Annotated in this window: 14 protein-coding genes and 1 pseudogene; 2 read left to right on the forward strand and 13 right to left on the reverse strand. The window is 60.4% G+C overall.

All coding sequences use genetic code 11. From position 1 onward, the window contains the following. Nucleotides 1-69 precede the first annotated feature (69 nt). The 6 genes and pseudogenes from IFT84_RS05075 to IFT84_RS05100 all read right to left on the reverse strand — a co-directional run bounded on the left by IFT84_RS05075 (nucleotide 70) and on the right by IFT84_RS05100 (nucleotide 7491). On the reverse strand, nucleotides 70-552 hold the full coding sequence (locus IFT84_RS05075; RefSeq protein WP_192117502.1) for a hypothetical protein: 483 nt from the start codon (nucleotides 550-552) through the stop codon (nucleotides 70-72). Beyond that, nucleotides 542-2416: an integrase gene (locus IFT84_RS05080; protein WP_192117503.1), complete on the reverse strand. Its 1875-nt coding sequence runs from the start codon at nucleotides 2414-2416 to the stop codon at nucleotides 542-544. Before IFT84_RS05080 ends, IFT84_RS05075 begins: the two co-directional genes overlap by 11 nt. Before the next feature lie 3 nt (nucleotides 2417-2419). Then, nucleotides 2420-4231 (reverse strand): hypothetical protein, encoded by a 1812-nt coding sequence (locus tag IFT84_RS05085; RefSeq protein WP_192117504.1) that lies wholly within the window; start codon nucleotides 4229-4231, stop codon nucleotides 2420-2422. Then, a complete protein-coding gene (locus IFT84_RS05090; protein WP_192117505.1) occupies nucleotides 4221-5378 on the reverse strand; it encodes a tyrosine-type recombinase/integrase in 1158 nt (385 codons plus the stop codon). Before IFT84_RS05090 ends, IFT84_RS05085 begins: the two co-directional genes overlap by 11 nt. A 375-nt stretch (nucleotides 5379-5753) precedes the next feature. Further along, nucleotides 5754-6122, reverse strand: a pseudogene (locus IFT84_RS05095) (ParB/Srx family N-terminal domain-containing protein); the annotation flags it as partial. A 175-nt stretch (nucleotides 6123-6297) separates the two neighbouring features. Then, entirely contained in the window at nucleotides 6298-7491 is a 1194-nt protein-coding gene (locus IFT84_RS05100) for a DUF932 domain-containing protein (protein WP_192117506.1), read from the reverse strand. 353 nt (nucleotides 7492-7844) lie between these two features. Between IFT84_RS05100 and IFT84_RS05105 the strand changes: the two genes are divergently transcribed. Together IFT84_RS05105 and IFT84_RS05110 are read left to right on the forward strand one after the other, a co-directional pair. Further along, nucleotides 7845-8450, forward strand: a complete 606-nt coding sequence (locus IFT84_RS05105) for a type IV toxin-antitoxin system AbiEi family antitoxin domain-containing protein (protein ID WP_197975431.1) — start codon at nucleotides 7845-7847, stop codon at nucleotides 8448-8450. Beyond that, the gene (locus tag IFT84_RS05110; protein ID WP_192117508.1) at nucleotides 8443-9312 is read left to right on the forward strand and encodes a nucleotidyl transferase AbiEii/AbiGii toxin family protein; all 870 of its coding nucleotides are present in this window, start codon (nucleotides 8443-8445) and stop codon (nucleotides 9310-9312) included. Before IFT84_RS05105 ends, IFT84_RS05110 begins: the two co-directional genes overlap by 8 nt. A gap of 183 nt (nucleotides 9313-9495) precedes the next feature. Here the strand turns inward: IFT84_RS05110 and IFT84_RS05115 are convergent, their stop codons facing one another. The 7 genes from IFT84_RS05115 to IFT84_RS05145 all read right to left on the reverse strand — a co-directional run bounded on the left by IFT84_RS05115 (nucleotide 9496) and on the right by IFT84_RS05145 (nucleotide 20347). After that, nucleotides 9496-10329 (reverse strand): DUF3883 domain-containing protein, encoded by an 834-nt coding sequence (locus IFT84_RS05115; RefSeq protein WP_192117509.1) that lies wholly within the window; start codon nucleotides 10327-10329, stop codon nucleotides 9496-9498. Nucleotides 10330-10466: 137 nt separating this feature from the next. Continuing rightward, the gene (locus tag IFT84_RS05120; RefSeq protein ID WP_192117510.1) at nucleotides 10467-11306 is read right to left on the reverse strand and encodes a hypothetical protein; all 840 of its coding nucleotides are present in this window, start codon (nucleotides 11304-11306) and stop codon (nucleotides 10467-10469) included. 25 nt (nucleotides 11307-11331) lie between these two features. Beyond that, nucleotides 11332-12093 carry a DISARM system phospholipase D-like protein DrmC gene (gene drmC, locus IFT84_RS05125; RefSeq protein ID WP_192117511.1) on the reverse strand — a complete coding sequence of 254 codons (762 nt, stop codon included), beginning with the start codon at nucleotides 12091-12093 and terminating at the stop codon, nucleotides 11332-11334. Further along, nucleotides 12093-13934 (reverse strand): DUF1998 domain-containing protein, encoded by a 1842-nt coding sequence (gene drmB / locus IFT84_RS05130; RefSeq protein WP_192117512.1) that lies wholly within the window; start codon nucleotides 13932-13934, stop codon nucleotides 12093-12095. Before drmB ends, drmC begins: the two co-directional genes overlap by 1 nt. Continuing rightward, nucleotides 13931-17911 carry a DISARM system helicase DrmA gene (gene drmA, locus IFT84_RS05135; RefSeq protein WP_192117513.1) on the reverse strand — a complete coding sequence of 1327 codons (3981 nt, stop codon included), beginning with the start codon at nucleotides 17909-17911 and terminating at the stop codon, nucleotides 13931-13933. Before drmA ends, drmB begins: the two co-directional genes overlap by 4 nt. A gap of 21 nt (nucleotides 17912-17932) precedes the next feature. Further along, the gene (locus tag IFT84_RS05140) at nucleotides 17933-18928 is read right to left on the reverse strand and encodes an O-methyltransferase (RefSeq protein ID WP_192117514.1); all 996 of its coding nucleotides are present in this window, start codon (nucleotides 18926-18928) and stop codon (nucleotides 17933-17935) included. 3 nt (nucleotides 18929-18931) lie between these two features. Then, nucleotides 18932-20347, reverse strand: a complete 1416-nt coding sequence (locus IFT84_RS05145) for an ATP-binding protein (RefSeq protein ID WP_244651105.1) — start codon at nucleotides 20345-20347, stop codon at nucleotides 18932-18934. Nucleotides 20348-20353: the final 6 nt, after the last annotated feature.

A 20353-nucleotide genomic window follows, 5' to 3' on the forward strand; every position in this document is an offset into this window, starting at 1 on the left:
GCGGGCAATAGATAGGACGACAATTGTCCTGCGACGAGCGCGGTAACCAACCTGCAATCGCAGACGACATCAGGATTTTGGCCCGCGCGGGAGAGGCACCGGCTTCATGGCGCGATCGCGCTCAGTTATCAGGCGGGCATTATGACGCTTCTGCCGCTCGACCTCCGCCTCGGCGTCGAGGATGCGCTTCAGCAAGACGGCATTTTCCGTCACCATACGCCGCTCCTCGATCTGCAAGACCTGGATCAGAGCGCGCTGCTGGGCGAGTTTGTCTTCCCAGGCCGCCAGTTTCTCGGGGACGACCTTGCGATCGCTGGCGCGACGCAACTCGTCGATCATCGAGCGGTGGTTGGTGTAGATCGCATTGCGGCCGACACGCGCTTCACGTGCGAGCGTGGCAATGGTCAGACGGTAGGATCGCTTTTGCAGGTCCGGGTGTGTGGGCAGTCCCTTCACCAGGCGCTCCAGAGCCTCCCGCAGCTTGCGGTCGGTGTTGCGCAGGCGTTTTTCGTGCGGCATCAGCGCCGGTGTTTTGCTGGGTTTACGCGCCATCGCGACCATCCTTTCCATGATCGAGTTCGCCAAGGATGCGATCGCATTCGACGATCCGTGTTTCCGCAACCCGGCGGCTGACCGGGTCCAGCCCGGGGTGAGCGAGAAGATCGGCATTGCGGTCGCGGCGCGCCTGCCAGACCGGTCGATGCCGGGCCGTGACGGCAAAGTTGGCGCAGGTAAGACACGTGCTTTCAGTCCGCAGCACGGGGTTGGGTCCTTTCTCGTCGCCGAAGCAGGCAGCCGTTTCGACGCGATAGACACAATAGCCCCAGTCGCAGACCCCGAGGCGGAGGTCAGTTTCTTCCGTCAGGAACCGGACATAAGCCTGGACATCGCCGTCGCGTGTGCGCCCGCGGAACTGCGAGCGAGCGGCAATCATGCGTCCACCCTTGCCGGCGAGCGTCGTCGCCGTCAGCACCTCTTCGAGAGCCGCGCGGGTTTCTTCCCGGGTATGCCGATCGATCAGGTCGTCAAGCGCGAAGTCGGTTCCGACATAGCCACGATCGGTCATGGCCCGGGTCACATGGCCGAAGTGCGCCTGAAGCGCATGTAGTCCGGTGCGGTCGCGTTTGCCGACAAAGCGCGCAAAGGTCTTTCGGCCCTGATGGGTATTCAGATGCCAGGGCTCGCCCTCGTGGTCCGGCAGGCCGATGAACGGTGCGAACAGATCGTTCAGCCGCCGTATGATCGTGGAGACGACGGGCAGGTCAGTTCTCGCAGCGGGACCGACAAGGCCCGTGCTGGCCATCACCAGAAAGAGCTCTGACCGCCCGCTTTGGGCCCGCAGGCGAGCGGTCAGTTGCTCCATGACCAAGACGGCCCGCTCGACGGGCGCTGGAGCAACCCAGCGATGGGCTTCGCCGTCGACGCCGCGCGCCGTCTTGTAGATCTGGCCGGCGAGATAGGCGAAGCTCTCGCTGCCATCACTGGCAGGATGCTGCTCGATGCAGCCGACCTGAAGGCCAAGGATCTCCGAGACGCGGGCGCCGACCAGATAAGCGACGACGACAAAGCACGCGTCGTAAATGCGATCTGCAAGATACCGCACCTGCTTAGTGCTGGTGACAGGCGCTTCATGCCAGGGAGATTCCTCTCCGGACAGGGTCGAGAAGGTAAACTCCCTGATCGCGTCGGTCGCGACGAACCCGGCCTTCGTCTGGCTGATGCCACTGGCAAGGGCATCGTCATACGCAGCCTGCGCCTGCATTTGCAAAGCGATGACGTCGTCCGCCGGTTGTTCGATCAGCCGCAAGGCCGCCGAGACCAATGGCACGGCGATCGCGTCTGGCGTATAGGGAAGCCAGCCTGGGTCACGCCGAACGAACGGCGGCACAGTCCCTGGGAATGGATCATCAATTGCCACTTCCGGGAACTTCGATCCTTGGAGATACAGAAGCGTCAGCAAATTTGCGTAGTGTTGCAGGGTCATGGCCGACAGCGCCTTGCCCGGCTTGCTGCCAGGACGCTGCGCCATCGCCGCCAAGAACATGTCGCTGCCAGCACGGTCGAGATCGGCGAAGCTGCGGTACCCTTGCGCCGCCATCCAGCGGATCAGCGTCCTCTGCATATTAAAGACGCGGACGATGGTCGATTCATGGACATTGCGGCGGCCTGCAGGCGGGTCCAACTTCAGGCTCCACAAGAACAGCTTCGCCGCCTCTCGCCAGTCAGCCCATTGCCGATCACTGAACCGGCTGTCGTCGGCCAGGGCAAATCCCCAGTCGAGCGAGAAGTCACTCCGGTTTGCGCCGGGGCGATGGCCGTCGAGATGCCAGACTTGGTCTGACCATAGCGAGCGCGCCGATATCCGAAGCGCTGGCCTCGCCGTGATTGCAAGATCGGGTGCCGTGGACGCAGTCATCGTTCACTCCAGCGCCGGAAGGATTGGCAGTCCCAACATTCGACGTTCGGCCTCCGCACGCAGCGAGGGTGGGAAGTCGGGGAGGATGTCGTCGGTCAAAATCCGCAGGCTCGGCGCATACAGAAGCTCGAAGCGACACGGGTCGATGCGTTCCCGCGCTCGCTCCAGTTCGCCGATTGCCTGAAGAACACGCGCCATGTGTTCCGCATCGGTCGGGATAACCAATCCCGGGCAACGCAGGCATCCGCCGAAGTACCGGCAGATCCTGCCAGCAGCCGATCCCGGCGCTGTGCCAGTGGCCGGGTTGAGGCAATCATGGCTGAACGGAGCCGTCGCATTGGCCGCCAGCGCAATGCTATCGCGCTGCGCCTCATCTTGCACGTCAGCCTTCGCGCCGACGATCCAGCCAAGCATCAGCCCCTGCAATCGGGCGATGGTCTCGCGCTGGATGCGGCGCGTCTGAGGCCCCTTGATGTAAAGCTCGGTCGTGTCGGCGCGAGCGTGATTGAGCACGTCCTGTGTCGCGACGATGTCGCCGCCGGACGCCTTGTAATATTCGGTGGCGACGCTGCCGCGCAGCAAAACGGCGGCAAAATCCGGCAAGAGTTGGCGTGCGCGCTCGGGCGCCGCCTTGTTCCAGATGGATATCCGGGCATTCGAGCGTTTGATGAAGGCCTTCAGGGCATGCGACAATGTCGCCTCCGCAATCAGCGTCACCGCATCCTTTTTCTCGCTTTTCACCAGGAACAGACGATTGCGATCCTGGCGGCTGGCCCGGGCCGCGAGCGGCGCCGTCATCGCCAAAAGCCTGTCAATCAGGTTCGGCGCCGCATAGCGGCGGCGGCGATCGAACGATCGCCTTTGTGCGCGCTTCACCTTCGCACCGGCCCGAGGCTTGGCCCACTCGACGATGATGCGATGCTCGTCGAGCGGATGCGCCACCTGGCAATCGCGCGTCATCAGCCGCAGCGCATCCGGATTGCCCGCGGTCTGGATCGACAGCGCAATGAAGAATGCGACGACCGTTTCGCCTGTCAGGTGAAGATAACCGCCAATGTGACGAAGGCCGCCATGACGGTTGACTGCCGAGATGTTGACGCCGCTGCGTATCGCAAGCGTCCGCGACGGCAGCACGCCGTCATTCGCCCCCGCGAGCGCCCGGACCAAGTCGCAAAGCTTGGGGTCGATGCCTTCGATCGGATCGCTCGTCATAAGCATGGTGCGCCCCGCTTCGAAGCGCTCCCATGCTTCGTTTATTTCCTCGTAGCACGCGCGCAGGATCGCCTTGAGATCCTCCCCGGCAAGACGTGATCGGGCGTCGGCATTGCGGTTCGGCCAAACCCGCCAGGGGAAGTCGATGCGGCCCGGCAACCGCGACGGATGCCGGCGCTTCGTCCAGTCAATCATCTGACGAAGCTGCATCAGGACATTCGCCCGCGAACTCTTGGACCAGGACTTGTTCGTCTGTCCTGCGACCTGCCGATCCAACCAGGCGATGTAGCGCCCGACCATAGCGGTGGTCAGATCGTCGGCGGATAGTACCTGGCCGTCCTCTGCAACAAATCGCGCGAACGACCGCAGCGCCATCCAGCAATGGCGCTGCGTATCATGGCTCGAGACGGCATGATGGTGGCGAAAGGCGTCGGCCAGAAGCATCGCGACGTCCCGCGGCAAGCCGAGCGCGCCGAGATCGTAGCGCTTCGTGACCTCGCCCCAGCCGTCGCGGAAGACGACGATGGTGCCGGCTGGCTGATCCAGAACAATCGGCGCCGCGGTCGCCAGCCGCCGATCGATGTGCCCGCGTCTAACAGCCATCGGGGATCAACTCGCCATAGAGATAGTCGATGCTGTCGGCGAGGTCCCGCGCATTCAGCTCGACGCAGCGCAGGTAGATTGCAGTGCTCTGGATCGAGCTGTGCCCTAGCAGCACCTGCACGATTTTCAGCGGATTGAGGTCCGGCGTGGTCAATGCCTGCCGCTGCAACCGCACCAGCATGGTCATCGCAAATGTGTGCCTCAGATAATGCAAGGTTCCCGTCACACCAGCTGCCCGGAATGCCTCTGCAAACACCGCCGTCAATCGCGTCTTGCTGACCGCGTTTCCTTGAGCGTTGAGGAACAGCGCCGAAGGCGGCCGATAGTCCGGCCGTTGACGTCGCAACGCCCGGACCTGCGGCGTGCGCACCTCGTCGATATAGCGTTGCGTACGATCGACCAGACGGATTGGCGGGTAGATCGTGCGTGGCTTGTCACCTTTCGTGATCGTCAGAGGCACGCCGACAAGCGGATGATCCTCCTCGTCCAGATGCGCCGTCTCCGGGACCTGGAAGACGGCAAGGCCACAAAGCTCCTTGCGCCGCAATCCCGTCGCCAGCGCCCATTCCGCCATCAACTGGTAAGGTATGTCCAGATGTGCAAACACCCGGTGCAACTGGTCAACCCGCAATGGCCGCGGTAACCGTTCGTGCTCGGCGACTGTCAGGATGTTCGCCGCCATGACGCCTGGGCGCGCATCGACATGCGCAAGGAACGATTGTCGCCGACTGGCACCCACCCGCAAATCGACAAAGTGGAACGGCAAGGTCTCAATCCACCCGCGGCCTTGCGCCCAGGCATAAAACCGGCAGACCGTGCGGACCCGATCGTTCACCGTCGAGCGCGCATATGGCCGTTTCGTATGCGGGCTCGGCTGTGACAGCATGCGATTGCGCCAAGCCGCGATCTCAGCCTCGCTAACCATACGCCAGTCGAGACCGGATTGCTCCAAACTGTCGAACCAGTCGTGCAGGTGCTCGCCGTAGGTCCGGATTGTTTCCGTCGCATGGGAGCGGCCCGGTATCGTCGCCAGTTCCATCAACCAGGCAAACGCCGGCTTGATGATCGCCATCCGTTCCGACACCAAGATCGGAAAGCCGGCCGGGATTGCAGCGTAACCCATCGCCGCCTTAATAATCCGCACCATGACCTGTCCTCTTTGCTCGCCGCCATTCAAAGCGGCAAAAGACATCAGCCAGGGCCAAAAGCCCTGCATAGCGACAAAGAAGACAGTTCTTCGAACCGGATATTATCTTGAGCGGAGCGCCTCCGGCGCACTCTTCTCTTATGCGAGGGGTTCCCCTCGCGCTCTCCCGTTCGCCACGTGGCAGAAGTGCAGGATTAGTCCTGCACTTCATGGACTAGCTTGTGGTGTCGCCGCCGCCTCAAGCGTTGTTCTCGCTTCGCTGCGGGAACGCTTGAGGCGGACGTCTGCGTGCCTTCCTTTATATGTCCCACCAGTGTCGCTCAAAACCATGACGGCTGTACGAACCCAACAGGACAGTTGCGACACAGAACCTAAGAGAGGTGCGCGCTCGATATTCTCGGCGAGCGACACTTCCTCGGGGAGGATGACGCCGTCGCGATCGCGGACCACGCAGGGGACGGGCGCGACCTTGGCGAGACGCTTCTGCTTCACCAGCAGTTCGAGTGCGCGGAAGCGGCGGCCGCCAGCCGGCACCTCGAACATGCCAGTCTCGACGCCTTCGGCGTCAACGACGGGGAAGACGCTGAGGCTCTGGATCAGGCCGCGGCGAGCGATCGAGGCCGCCAGGTCCTCGATCGAGACGCCGGCCTTCACGCGCCGGACGTTGGACTGGGAGAGCACCAGCTTGTTGAAGGGGATGTCGCGCGAGGACGACAGGATGATCTTCTGAACGGCAGTAGCCATCGGGATTTACTCCGCGACGGGCGGCCGAGAGACTCTCTCTCAACCTCCAACCCGTCACGAAGCGAAGCGCCGCCCTCTTCCTCTAAAAGGGGCAGCGCCACGAACCGGCAAACCTGAAAGGCACGGAAGCGCAAAGCCGGAGATACGGAAAACCGCATCCCCGGCTTCGCGGAAATCAGGCAGCTCGATCGAGCAGCTTCTTGGCCTTGCCCTCCATGTCGAGGCGGGCGTCCTGGTGCGGCTTGTCGCGGGCGATGGCGGTGATGCCCTGCACGAAATCGAAGATGCTCTCCGGCGGGCGGCCTTCCTCGGACAGGACCCTGTCGATGATCTTGCCGGTCTCGGCCTTGGAGAAGCCGCGCCGACGCAGGAAGTCGGTGCGGTCCTCGTCGGTTCTGGCGACGATCCGCTCGCGGGCCGCCTTGATGCCGTTGACGAACGGCAGGGGCGAGGAGTTGGCGAAGTTCGCCAGCGCCGGGGCTGCCTCGTGCGCGAAGCGATTGGCCGCATATTTGGAGTGGCGGATGGTGATTTCCTCGAAATCTTCCACGCCCCACAAATTGCGATTCTGGCAGACCGCGCGGAGATAGAAGCTCGCCATGCCGAGCGTCTTGGCGCCAACCTCGGAGTTCCAGCAGTAGAAGCCCCGGAAATAGAGATCGGGCGAGCCGTCTGGGAGGCGACCGGCCTTGATCGGGTTCAGGTCGTCCACGAGGAACAGGAAGACGTCGCGATCGGAGGCGTAGAGCGTCGTCGTATCCTTGGTGATGTCGACGCGCGGATTGTAGACGCCCGTCGACCAGTCCAGCACGCCCGGCACCTTCCAGCGGGTGTCACCCGTGCCGTTGCCGGCGATGCGCTGCACGGCCTCGACCAACTCGTGGTCGAAGATCCGGCCGTAGTCCGGGCCGGTGACGGCGCGCAGCTCGACTCGGCCATTGTCGGTTTCGAACGTCTTGATTTGCTCGGCCCGATTGGAGGTCAGGCCGTATTGCAGGTTGATGGCGGCAAGTGCGGCCGGGAGCTGCCTGAGATAGGCGGCGGGAGCCCCGACCAGGCTGGCGAGTTGTCCGAAGGACCAGTGTGTCGGCGCGATTGCCGCATCCGTGCCCGGCAGGATGAGGGCCAACCGCTCCGAATCGTTGCGGTTCGCCTCGACATGGATGAGCGCGCTCTCCACCACCCGCGTCCGGCTGCGTTCGGTGCGGTCGCGGACCGTGTGGGCCAACTCGGACAAGGAGAGGTAGCGCTCGTCGGCCGGACGCGAGAACCACTCTGACGAGACGCGGCCGACCCGCTCGCCACGGCCGACATCGACCTTGTAACCGCCGCTGGTGTCACGGCGCGCATCGAGGACCTGCATATTCATGGGACAAACTCCATGACGGGCGTCGGAGACCTCTTCTCCAACCTTCAACCCGTCACGGGAAACAAGTCCACTCTCTCACTCTCAGCGGGGCGTTGCGGGGCAGCCGCCCCGCAGAAGGGGTCGGTCGAGACCAAAGGCTCGGACGCAGGGGAAGGCTTTCCCCTCCCGGTGCGGATGTACAAGGTGACCCGATAAGCAGTCGTCGCTGTTGGCTCAGGGGTCCGTTTGAAACGAACGCGTTTCGTAGAGCGGCAGCCTCTTCTACCTGGCACCTTTCCTCGCCATGCGAAAAATGATACAAATCCTCGGACAGTAAGTCCTATGTTCCGAGTTTCCGTATCGTGCCATCATCCATGTCCCAACGCCAGATTGCCCATACCGTGCTGACCGCGCGCGGCATTTCGCGCCTGGCAGAGCTGCGCGAGGCGGGCGTAACAGCCGCCACCATGAGCCGCATGGAACGCGACGGCGAGGTGCTTCGGCTCGCGCGAGGACTTTATCAACTTTCTGATGCACCCCTCGACGTTCACCACAATCTGGCAGAGGCCGCCAAACGGGTTCCCAAGGGCGTCGTTTGCCTCGTTTCGGCCCTGGCTTTTCATGGTCTGACGGATCAGCTCCCGAGGCAGGTTTGGCTCGCCGTGGGCCAGAAGGACTGGTCCCCGAAACCCGAAGGCACGCCCATTCGGCTGGTACGTTTCACAGATCGTCTGCTGGCGGAGGGTGTTGAAACACATCCTGTCGAGGGGGTAACTGTAAAGGTCTTCAGCGTCGCAAAGACGATCGCCGATTGCTTCCGATATCGGAACAAGATTGGCCTGTCCGTGGCGATCGAAGGCCTTCAGGAAGCGCTGCGCCAGAGCAAGACAACGCCGGGCGAGATTGCCAGGCAGGCTGAACGAGGAACGGTCGCCACGGTCGTTCGGCCCTATCTCGAGGCGCTGACCGCCAATGGCTAAGGAGATAAAGAATATCGGCGCTTCGGTTCGCGCCCGCCTGTTGCAGGTCTCCAAGACGAGCGCCCAGACCTTCGATCTTGTCCTGACCCGCTTCGCCTTGGAGCGGCTGCTCTTCCGGCTCAGCCAGTCACCCCACGCCGACCGCTTCGTGCTGAAGGGCGCGATGCTGATGATGAGTTGGTTCGATGACCCGCACCGTGGCACGCGCGACCTTGATCTGCTGGGCTTCGGCGATCCGAGCGCGGAGCCGATGCTGGCGACGTTTCGGGAGATCCTGGCGCAGGGTGCTGCCGACGGCGTGGAGTTCGACGTCGATGCGCTTCGTGTCGATCGAATCCGCGAGGAACTGGAGTATGGCGGCCTGCGACTGCGGACGACGGCATCGATCGGCGGTGCCCGGGTCAGTCTGACGATCGACATCGGTTTTGGTGACGCGACGGAGCCCGGAGCCGAGATGCTGGACTTTCCGTCCATTCTGGACTTTCCCATGCCCCGGCTGCGTGGCTACGCGCGGGAAACCGTCATTGCCGAGAAATTCCAGGCGATGGTTGCGCTGGGGCGGGCGAATACCCGGATGAAGGACTTCTACGACATCTGGATTCTCAGCCGGTCCTTCACCTTTGACGATGACAGGTTGCCCCGCGCGATCGCCGCCACTTTCGCGCGGCGCGGGACGGCAATACCTCGAGATCTGCCGGATGCGCTGACACCAGCCTTTGCCGGGGATGCGCAAAAGCAGCGACAGTGGGACGCTTTTGTCAGAGATGTCGCCCACGATCCGGGTGATCTCGCGAATGTCATAAAGGACATTGCCGCATTTCTCATGCCGCGCGCGACGTTGGCGCTGAGCTTGGGTCAATGAGCGGTTGATCTCCTCGGTCGGTATTTGAGAAGTTTCACGATCACCGGATATCCGCCCCATCGGCACATCCCAAGGCGATGAAACCTCACATCGTGGATGCAGCACTCATATCGAGGCTGGCGTTCGGGCCGATCCAGCCTGCTGCGACGCCAATTGACAGCCATTGGTCTTGTTTGCGGCTATTCAACCAAAACTCGCTTGGAACGTCGTCGCAGTCAGCGAAACGTGGGCATCCAGTGGAGGGTATAATTCGAACGCCTTTGGCTCGCGAGAGAAGTTCCAGAGGCGGAAAAGGCACCACTCAGATCGCCTCTCCTCGGCCACCGCCAGTTCGTTCCGCGTGATCTCAAAGGGGGTGCGTTCCCAGCCGTTGGTAGTTTTGACCTCGATTAGGCGTGATCGGCCATCGGAAGTGAAACTTGCGACATCGTATCCGAGTCCATCCCCATCTTCGTTCGCCACCCAACGTATCTTTCTGGCAAGGTCGTCACGGCCTGCGCCGATTAATGCCGCGTGTTCGTGTTCCAAGACACGTTCTTCGCCAGCTCGCCCCAGGACACGATTGCGCTCGTCTCTCGCCGCAACGTCGAACTTTCGAGCGATGTGGAGCGTCTGCTCCAGTTCTTGCGGCGGAGGCTGATTCGAATGTGTCGGCGGAGGTCCGATCCAAATGGATGAAGGCTCCCTCAGTGCAGATTTTGTCGACATATTCGGCTTCCGGGCCAGCCAATGCGGGTTTCGCGCAAGCCAGCGCGCCACCGCATCGACCAAAGATGCCTGGAAATGGAAAGCGGGCTTGTAGCCCGGAATCCAATCCTCGCCCAAGCCCTTGAGTACAGCGCTGATATTTTGATGCTTGAACTCGACGGACTTTCGAGAACGATCGATTTTCTCTAGCATTCGTCGATTATGATCAGACTTGCTATAAGGGCGCCCTGCGACGTCATCAGCAAGCATCGTGAAATAGTCCACGACGATCAGGTCATTCTCTTCGTCTGTCCAAGGCCCGGTCGACATTCTACAAATGCTAGAGGCAAGAGGGCCGTTTGTCAGGCGCTTTCCGCGTATATCCACGTCTATCGTGGCTACGCATGACATGCGGTTCACTCGATGGGCGGCTGCATGCGGAGGACGCCCCAAAAGTGCAAACGGAATTACCGGTTTGTCGTCGTTTCCATCTCAATGGCATCGAGCGCGAGGCGAAGGTTTTCATACATCCATCCCGCCTTCTTGTCGGAAGTCATCAGACCCTCGTAATATGTCCCGTACACAGCAAAGCTTAGGTCGATGAGATCGTTTCTGGCTCGATCAAGCCGCTTTTGAGCCTGATTTCCATTCCTGATCCACCAGAGAAGGTAGATGACGAGTGCAAGGGCATAACGGTAGAGATAGGTATGAATTTTATGCTCGCCGAACCCTGACGGAGTGGAACGTTGCTTTCCTCCATCCGACAAAGTCTCGCATATCTGGTCGGCAGCTCCGAAAATAGAGGAAAACATTTCCGGAGTATATCGTGAGTTCTGCCGAATGATACGAAGGTGTTGTGGTTTGAACATCTGCTCGGACATCTCTGGCAGAGAGGTCATTATATCTTGGGCGCCTTCGAGCATGCCAGGAAGAAAATTCACAGCGCCATCCCACATGCGATCCAACTGATCAAGAATCTCTGGCGCGTTTCGGCCAGGTCCATTCAGGATGTTGACCATTTCTCGAATGCTCCCTGCCGTATCCTCATACTGCATCAGGGGCGGCATCATTGGCGTTAGGGAATCGATTTCCGCGATCTCCCGTCCTGACTTCAAAACAATGACCTGTTCAGGAAAATCACCAATCACGGACAGGGCCGAAGCAACCGCTTCGATTGATCTCTGCTTGTAAATTTCAAACCAAGCGAAATCGGGCAGAACCGCAAAATTGGTAGATGAGGTATTGAGAAAGTACCTGAGATGTTCCGATTGCAGCATGTTGCTGTCGATGATCAGACGCTGAATCACTGCAATAGTTCCGATGCTGAATTAGCTAGGCAGATCTAATCACCTTTGTTTCGATCAATGCAAACATATGATCACGCAAATTGGCTGGGGTTGATCCGCCGGTGAGCAGAACACCTGCCTCCATATTCTTTTCCAATGCGTGTCCCGTCAGATTGGCACTCGTCAAGAATGCAATGGCGCCGTCCGCGACGGCCACCTTCGCGTGAACCCGACCATTGGTGAATGGGTGCGGGCGATCGGTCCAGACGTATAACCGGGCCAAGGGAACGGCATTTCTCATCGTCGCCACCGGATCGACGAGCAAACTGCCACCCTGGGTCAAGGAGGCCTCGACGAGAATACGGGTATCGACGCCTCGATCAATGGCGTCGTTGAGCGCTGTTATGACCGAAGGCACGTCGTACGCGACGAAACTTACGACGAAAAGCTCTTGTTTCGCCTGTCTGATGAGATCCAAGAGCACCTGTTCGGTACGGCGGGTCGCTACGAACGGCGTCGTCGGCCCAGTCCACACGAGCTCGACGCTATTGTCTCGCTGCGTCTGCTGCCTGGTATGAGCCGCTCCCAACAGCATTCCCGCCACGACATTACCGGGCAAAGCGGTGTCCCGCCAAGCAGTCATAAGCGCGGCCAAGGCGGCTCGACCCGCTGGTGTGCCAACGACCTCCTGGAGGTTTTGCCCCGGGTCGGAAGGTAAAGCGCCACGCAGTCGTGACGCTATTGCTTCGATCTTCGATGGCGACACCAAGGCCACGAATTTCGCGACCGCATCCAAGAGCGGTCCCATCATGAGCACCGGAAAAATGCCGCGTTCGGGTTTTCAAGCGTGGGGACCACCAGCGCACGATCCAAATGCCTGTTGCCCCTTTCGCAAGACGTTTCCGAGACGAAGGAACAGGCGTGGCAGGCAGCGCCATGCAGCGACTGGTCTTTGCTAGGATCGTGCTCGGAGCATAGAGGGTCGGAAGCACAGACGTGGGCGCGATCCAGAGCCTGCCTGAGCAATCGTCCGAGGTTTTCAGGTTTTCCCAGTTCGACCAAGCCACCAAGCGTTCCGTCGGAGTCTGCGGCGGCGGTGTAAATCAGGATTCCGGCTTGATCTTTTTCGCCGTCGACTTCTCCATATATTCGTTCGCGGATGCTGGCGGCATTATATCCGCATTCCAGAGCCAGTTCTCTGATCAGCATGTGGGTCAAGGTGTGTAGAAACACGTACCGCACGCCCGGATAACCTTCTCTCGGATCAAGGTTCCGTTTTTGGCGCCACCCGCGATGTCCCGTACGCAAGCGGGCATCGATTTCCTTGACCGGATCCTCGTCCGCCCATGCGTCCAAAGCTCCGGCGTCGAAGCGAATGAAGATTCCCTCACCATGCACCTGGGTCGCCGGGACCCAATTCGGTGCCGAACGCCCCAGCGGAGCACGTGGCGCAGCATCGTCGCCGGATCCCTCGTCCGGTGATTCGACGCGCGTGAAACCTAGCAAAGCATTCACCTCGCGCAGGCGTTCCAACAGCAAGACGCGAGAGATTGCCGTTTCGAACCCTTTTGGAACTCCAACCTTCCGGCTCATGAAATGCGGGTAGTCGGTCGGTGGATCGTCCGCCGTGAGAACCTGCCATTCGGGTTCTTTGAGGTCGCTTTGGTCGACGTCCGCGCCTCCGCTCCTCTGAGCCTCTATGGCAGTCCAAATTTGCTGGTTGGTGAACTGATCGATGCCGGGGAGCTGAGCCGTCTTCTTCAGTGTCTTGACCACAAATCCTACCTCGTCGGCCGAGGAAACATCTTCGAAGAAGGTCCAGCCATCTCCAACGAGTTGCGCCAAGGGGCTCCCCGTTTGAGGAATGGCGAGGACAGACAATGTTACCGGAAACCACCCATTGGTAGCGCCGAGAAGGATCGCCCGAGGATCTTCGGGGCAGTCATCATCGAACCGATCGATATGCGGATGCCTTCCGCGGCAGGCGGGGAGGTTGTCTCTTCCGGCTTGACCGAAGGCCTGGGCCATATTCTTCGATGCGCCGCAGGCATCGCACTTAACCCAGAGATTCTCGGTTTGCAGCGAGGCTCCGCTTTCGAAAAACCGGAGTGTCCCGCGGCAATCCGACGGACCGCCATGAACGAACCAATGCCACGGGAAATCATCGAGATGTCCTTCACGGCAAGCCATCAAAAAACGCGCCGGCACGGCATCGGCGTCTTTGGCCCGTTGATCGTTGTTCGAACCTCTACATCCCTCATGGACGAAGCGTGTCAGTTCCGGACGATACCGGTTCTCTTTCAATTTGAAGAGGCCAGCATCGTACGGCGACAGCAGACCGCATTTCACGCAGCGCAACCATCGGGGAAACGGCTTGACCGGGACGCCGATGAGAGCCGCAGCGGAGAATGGATCGACAACGTCACGGTCGCCGAGCGGAGGCATTCTCAGCGATTCCATCTGCGGGCCGAGAACACTTCGAACGTTCGCGAGTAACCGGGCTTCCTGGATGGGCTGGCACCTGTCTTTTTCCCAACGATCAATGCCCATCGTGACGACAGAGAGGTTGGGCAGATCGATCAGGGCGCCGGGGCCGTAAGTCCAAAGGAGTTGGCTGGGCCGAATTTCACCGACGGGCGTCTTGCTCATGCATCACCCCCATCGGCTGGAGCAACGCGGGCGCGCCAGACCGGATCACTGTTCGATCGCGAATCTTCCATCACCAATCTCACGCCGGGTTCGACCTCGCGCATAGACATCGGCACGGTCCAATCCGTCCAGGGCTTCACGCCCGGTGTTTCCAGAAGGGGATAGGCCGTCGGACCAGCGCCATATTTTTGATAAACGAGGGCACGACCTCCGACGCTCGCCTCCTTGGCCCAGTCGTCGGCACGATGCTTGAGTTCCTGTTCGGTCAACGACTTTTTGGCGGAGTCTTCCGTGACCTCCCAGGTTCGTTCGGAAACGACGCGGATCGTCTCCGTCATCTCTGGTCGGCTGGGGCTGTTCATGGCGCCCGCGCCCGCATTTGGAGCGAAGGGATCATAAGTGTTTCGCATGATGGACAGCATCGCCCCTGTAAGACCGCGATCCAACGCGCGGGGAGAGAATGGCGTCACGGATTGGGCTTCGACATGCTGATAGAAGGTCGCGTGGTAGTGCTCGAAGGTCTCGTAGTGAGAGAGGTCGCGAGGACGTGCCCAAGTGAGCACGGTAGCAACCAGGCCCGGCGGCGAGCGACCCACGCGGCTGGTCGCCTGAATATACTCCGCGGTTCCCTTCGGCTGACCATTGACGACCATGACTCCGAGACGATTCACGTCGACGCCGACTGAAAGCATGTTGGTGGCGAGAACGACATCAATAGGGCGTGGGGAGCCCGGAGCCCGATGCTCCTTCCATGTACCTGTTGCGGGATCCAGGATCCCGGTGAATGGAATCTCCATCTGATCGAGATAGCGTGGGATGTCATGGCTGGAGACACGCGAGGTGAGTTCACGAACGTCATCGACGCGACGTTGTGACAAACCCGGGCGATCGACCAAGCTCATGTTGACGCGGAAGGAACGCGTCTGCACGTCATCCTCCGCGAGACGCTTCATTCCGCCCAACTCGCGCAGCGAATTGAAGTAACCGACGAGCGTCATATAGGGATCGGCGACCGGGCCGAAGCGATCGTAGAGCGCTTGGGCGGCGGTGAGGAAGGCCGTGTACGTCCGGATCAATACCGCAGGTCGGGAGCTGCCGGGGGCGCAAATACCCATGTAGCGGCGGCCGGGCTTCTCATCGACGGGGCGCTGAACCGAAAAGAAATTGTCCTCGACGTCGAGGCCGGTGGGTGGAAAGATCGAGGTACGCCGCATGAATACATTGCGGACCTGATCTTCGGCACGCCGAACCGTAGCGGTCGATGCTACGACTTTGGGCCGGACCTTTGTGTCACCGAGATGCCAGGAACTCAACTCATCGACGGCGCTCTCGTAGAGACCAACCATGGTGCCGAGCGGCCCGCTGATGAGATGGAACTCATCCTGGATGATGAGATCGGGAGGCCGAACGGCGGCGCGAACCGGCTTCACCCTCGCCGCGCGATGAGCGCCGCGCGCGCGATGCCCCGTGCCGCAATCGTGCCCCGGCCAGAGCAGGCCGTGACGCTCGCATTCTTCATCGACCCGGCCGAATAGGTTTCGCACTTCCGGCCGCCACGCCATCATTGCGAACTTGTCGACGGTGGCGATCATCATGGTCGGCGGACGATGATAGATTTCCTCATCAACCACCTTCACGGGCAAGCCGGGATGTGGGCTGCCGCTAGAGCCGGCACGCGAGAATTCACAAGTGCCGAGTTTGTCGCTGCAATGGATGAGCGTTCGCCCGGCAATCCGATCGACCTCGATATCGCGACCCGCGGAGATCTCGGACCCGCACCAAGGGCAGCTCGTCAACTGCGCCGGCGACGCGACACCAGATTTGTTTCGGTCGCCGTTCCGCAATGCCTCGATCGCTTGATGGGCGTCCTCGGTTCGACCCGGCGTCACCCGATTGCCGACCCACAGCCCCAGCGAGAAGGGTTCCTTGCCCCAGAGCTTCTCGTCGGCGCGACGGATCACTTCCATAGCACACAGAAGCGCCGCAGCACGCTGGAACTGTTGCAGGGTCAACAGGCGTAGCGTGTACCGCATGATAACGGCCAAACCACGTGATGCATCGAGGCCGCCGAGATCATTCTTCAATCGGCGCATCGCCATCGCGAAAGCCGCCACACCCAGATAGGCTTCGGTCTTGCCACCGCCCGTTGGGAACCAGAGGAGATCGGCGAAGGCTTCAGCGGGCTTCGTTCGATCTGGATGTGCCGGATCGGCGAGGGATGGGACAGACAACAGGAGAAACGCCAACTGGAACGGGCGCCAGGACCTATTTCTCGGGATGTCGAGTTGCGCGGCGTCGGCCGTCTCGCCGCGTCTGCGTTTGAGGGCGTAGAGGCTTCGCACGCGCTGAAGTGCCATCGACTTGTTGGCGAAGCGGAATGCCGATAGCGCAGCATTGTCGGAAAAGAGCGTGTCCATTCCTTCGCGAAGGCGGCGCAGGGTCTCTTCGCAGCGGGCGATCACATCTTGTCCCGGAATGTCGAAGCCGACGATCTCGGTTTTCAGTCGCGTTCTCTGTTCCCCGATCCACGCCGCATAGTCCTCGACCAAGCATGTAAGGGCCTCCCGCAATTGTTGCGGTGCCATGTCCGCGAGGCGGCCCATGTCGAGCCATTCTTCGTCGATCATCCGGCGCATGGCGGGGCGATCATCCGGCTCGAGACCGGGTGTTTCGGTCACAGCGACCTCGTAGCGCGGGATGATTTCCGTGCGGAGGTGTGAAGCTTTCGCGGGATCTTCTGGCGTCGTGTCAGCATGGACGGATACGCCGTGGCCCACAGCGAACTCCAGCCGATTACGATAAATCAGGGCCAAGCGATCGCGTTCCGGATCATCGACGACGATTTCATTAGAAGGGCGACGCCTGAAGATAGCTGGATCAGCATCGCCTTCCGGCCCAGCTACCGAGATCTGAGGTTGGAACAGCCAAGCGCGATCCTTGTTTTCGTCGGGCTCCAACTGGCCGTTCACGAGAAAAAGGGTGACGAGGCGCTCACCTTGGGCATTCGTACGGATAGTCCCTTGCAGCCGGACCTCGGGCTGGTCACGATCCGGCGTTGCCGGCCGCATTGGTCCGTCTTTCAGCGAAAGGGAAAGAATTCCGCCGCACGGGACTCTCCGCCATACCCTGACTTTGGTCTCCTCCTCACGGCCAGTCGCTCGGTTCTTGCGTGTCTTGACTACATCGTGTTCGTCGCCTGGGACACGCTCATAGCGTCCCCACCGGACCTCGGCGGCCAGTGACTCCACACCCGGCGCGACGCAGAAGGTAAACCCGATGCTGGACGGCACGAGGGACTGATTGTTCGTGGTGTCGATTTCGTCGAGGGCGTCGTCCTCTGGCTCCACGCGCCCTGACACGCTCGCGAACTCGGCACCGGGCTCATGGATGGGCGCCGCCCGCTCGTCCTCGATGTCTCGGATTTCATCTGCGCCGGAAGCCGGCTCGACGGCGACAATATCGGTGTCGCCCAGCCGTCGCGGTGCGAGTTTGCCGACCAGATAGCGGTCGCGGACGCTCATGTCTTTGATCAGCTCGTGCGGCCCACCGGCGGGGCCGAGAAGATCGTCGCGGACTGCTATTTCGAGCAGGTCGCGAACATAAGCGACGTTCTGTATGAGCGGAACATCGGCTATCGATATGTCGTCCAGGGCGAGAATATTCGCGAGATCTTCCGGACGAAGCCGTGCGATTGGGCCGCTCGGCAGCGTCAATCCGAGGTCGGCGACTGTTCCCGATGCGCTGAAATCATGGACATGATCGAAATAGACCATCGTTGTGTTTAGATCGGCCCGGATGCGGAGAATCTTGCCGACGCGCTTCAACTTCCCATCAGCTTCCGCCGCAACGACCCAATGCCCCTCATTGATTGCCGGAAAGGCCGAGCGCTTGCCCTCCAGCCTTGCCATACACGGGCCAAGCCAAATCAGCTCCTTTGTAAGCCAACTTTGCGGGTCTGAAGTAACGGTCAAGCTCATGCGTCGCCCTCGAATAAATCTCTACAGCTCGACGCGAGAGAAATGTGGATAGATACGATAGAATTTCTTGAAGACCGTTATCGGATCTTCGCCCATATCAGATTTGGGGAGATCGAAGGCCATCTTCTCCCGAATGTCGTCGTTTGATTCCATGGTCAAACGCTCCAGCGTGGAAAGGGCGGGTAGATCAAGGCGATGGGGAACGTCCGGCGTCGAAAGAAACTCCCATTCCTTCAAGAGATTTCCAACGGAAGCGTCGGCGGCTGCGCACACGACAAGTGCGGCCGTTACCATGGCCTGACCGTCCTTGTAGTGGGTCGCCAGTGACCATACGATCTGGCGATCACGAAAATTGAGAGCTTCCTTTTCGACCGCCAGTTTGAGAACACGCAGTACGCTCGCCCCATAGGTCTTGTGCGTCATACCCTCGGGGGATAGCCCGCTCGGAAAGAGTTGACCAACCCGCTCCTTGAAACGAGCAAGGCGCCACTCCTGCACCGTTGGCTTTGCCGCACGGTCACCCGATGCAGCGTCACCGATCTCGACCGAAATGTCGCTTGGGAGCGGCTTCCCGAGCGATTCTGGATTGGCATTTAGCGTTATCCGAAGCACGCTCCCGAGCGGAACCGCGCCAATCGTCCGCGCAAAGCGTTCGATTTGCGTAGTGATGCCCTTCGGCTCCGTGTAGTCGAACCAGACGATCGCCGGCGTCTCGAAATCGATCTCGTCCAGGTATTCTTCGAGCGTGTTGTGGACACACTCGATTGATGCGATGGGCCGATTAAAGAGTTGGCGTTTATGGACCTCCGCTTCAGTTTCGATGCAGGTCATCCGACCGACGCCGAGCCTGGCATGAACCAATCGGAAGTCTTCGAGAAACGGTCCGCCGAGGCCGACGTAATGATATTTCTCTAGCGAAAGGACAGGAGCCAACCGCATCAACAGGGAGAGAAACAATTCTCGGTCGACAGCCTTGTTGGGCCTCAGTCGGTAGGGGAGCGAAGATCCGGCGCTCATGTCTCAAGGTTCCTGTTTCTTGGCTTTGGCCAGTGTCAGCTCGAAACATTTCTCGCCGACGATCCCCGGCTTCTCGTCATCGACGTCGAAGAGCATTTTTGAAACGAGACGCAATTCTTCCACGGGCCGTGAGAAGACGACGCGCCTTGAAGACGGAGTCTTTCCAGGCGGTTCGGGCAGAACCTTCGCCTTCTGCGGGTTGAATTCGATCTGGCTGTCACTCTTCTTGACATCGCTACGCAAAGCGATTGCGGCGATCGTCTTGGCCAAAGACAAAGGCTTTGAGTCCTCCCAGTAATTCGACTGGTCAACGCGCGGATGGTTCTTCCATTGGTTGGTATACGAGATCCAAATCCGCATACCTTCCTTCATCTTGACCAAGGACTCGAGCCAAACATTCGACGACGTGTCGAGCGCGCGCTTCGTCGTCGTGACCGGGAGTTTGTCGGCAAGCTTGGATCGGAACTCGATGATACCGGTAATGATCGCAAACTGCGGATGGTATAGTGGAATGCCATCACCCCAACCCGTCAGACGGCTCTTGTCACCGACGATCACCGCGCGATCGTTACAAAGGACCGTCCAGCCGGCAGTCGCTGACGAGCGGTCACGCTCGAAGCCCGGTTCGTCCTCGTCATCGTTGCCGAGGCTGCGCCCCGTGTTGAGGCCGACGGTAATCGAAACCAGCACATCGTCGATTGCTTTTTGGAAGACGAACGGCGCCGGTCCATCGGCACGGTTGGAAACCAGAACTTCGACAAAAACGGGCTCCACCGGCGTGCCATTGAGATCGACTTTCAATCCCCATTGAAGGAACATCGTGAAATGTTCGGAGATGGCCGTGCGGACTTCGTTCTCAAACGCCTCGTTGGCGAAATGCCTTGCGACACCCCCGTATAATTCGTCGACTCGAATCACAGTGCCGGGCTCCGCGAGCTCCTCGCTCGCTTCCGTTGGCTCGTTGATCGGGAGTGGGTCCCAACCCTTGGCTTCGAGCCAAGCCGACGTGATCGGCACCTCAAACGTATCGTCCCCATGGCGGGTTCGAACCAGCGCCTCACGCCCCATTTTGAAGATCGCGCGCTTCATCCCGACGCCGTACATGCCAATGGTTTCGGATTCGGAGTCCCGGTCGTCGTCGGGCTCGCGGCCCATCTTGAAGGCGTAGTTCTTGGCGACCTCGCGCGGGATGCCGCCGCAATTGTCTTCGATCGAGAAGTGATCGGCGGCGAGTTTGATTTTCACAAAGTGTTGCGAGTAATCGACGTTACCGCCGTTTGCGAGCCGAAGCGCGCCGTCGAGACAATTGTCCAGAAGGTCGAGGATCGCGTCGGCGAGGTTGATGTCGCGCGTCAGCATGGACACGAAGAACCGTTTGGTTGGGCTTGCCTCCGCCTGATCGGTGGTGGGTCTCGTCATCGGCAA

Source organism: Rhizobium sp. CFBP 8762 (assembly GCF_014841565.1).
Taxonomy (GTDB): domain Bacteria; phylum Pseudomonadota; class Alphaproteobacteria; order Rhizobiales; family Rhizobiaceae; genus CFBP-8762.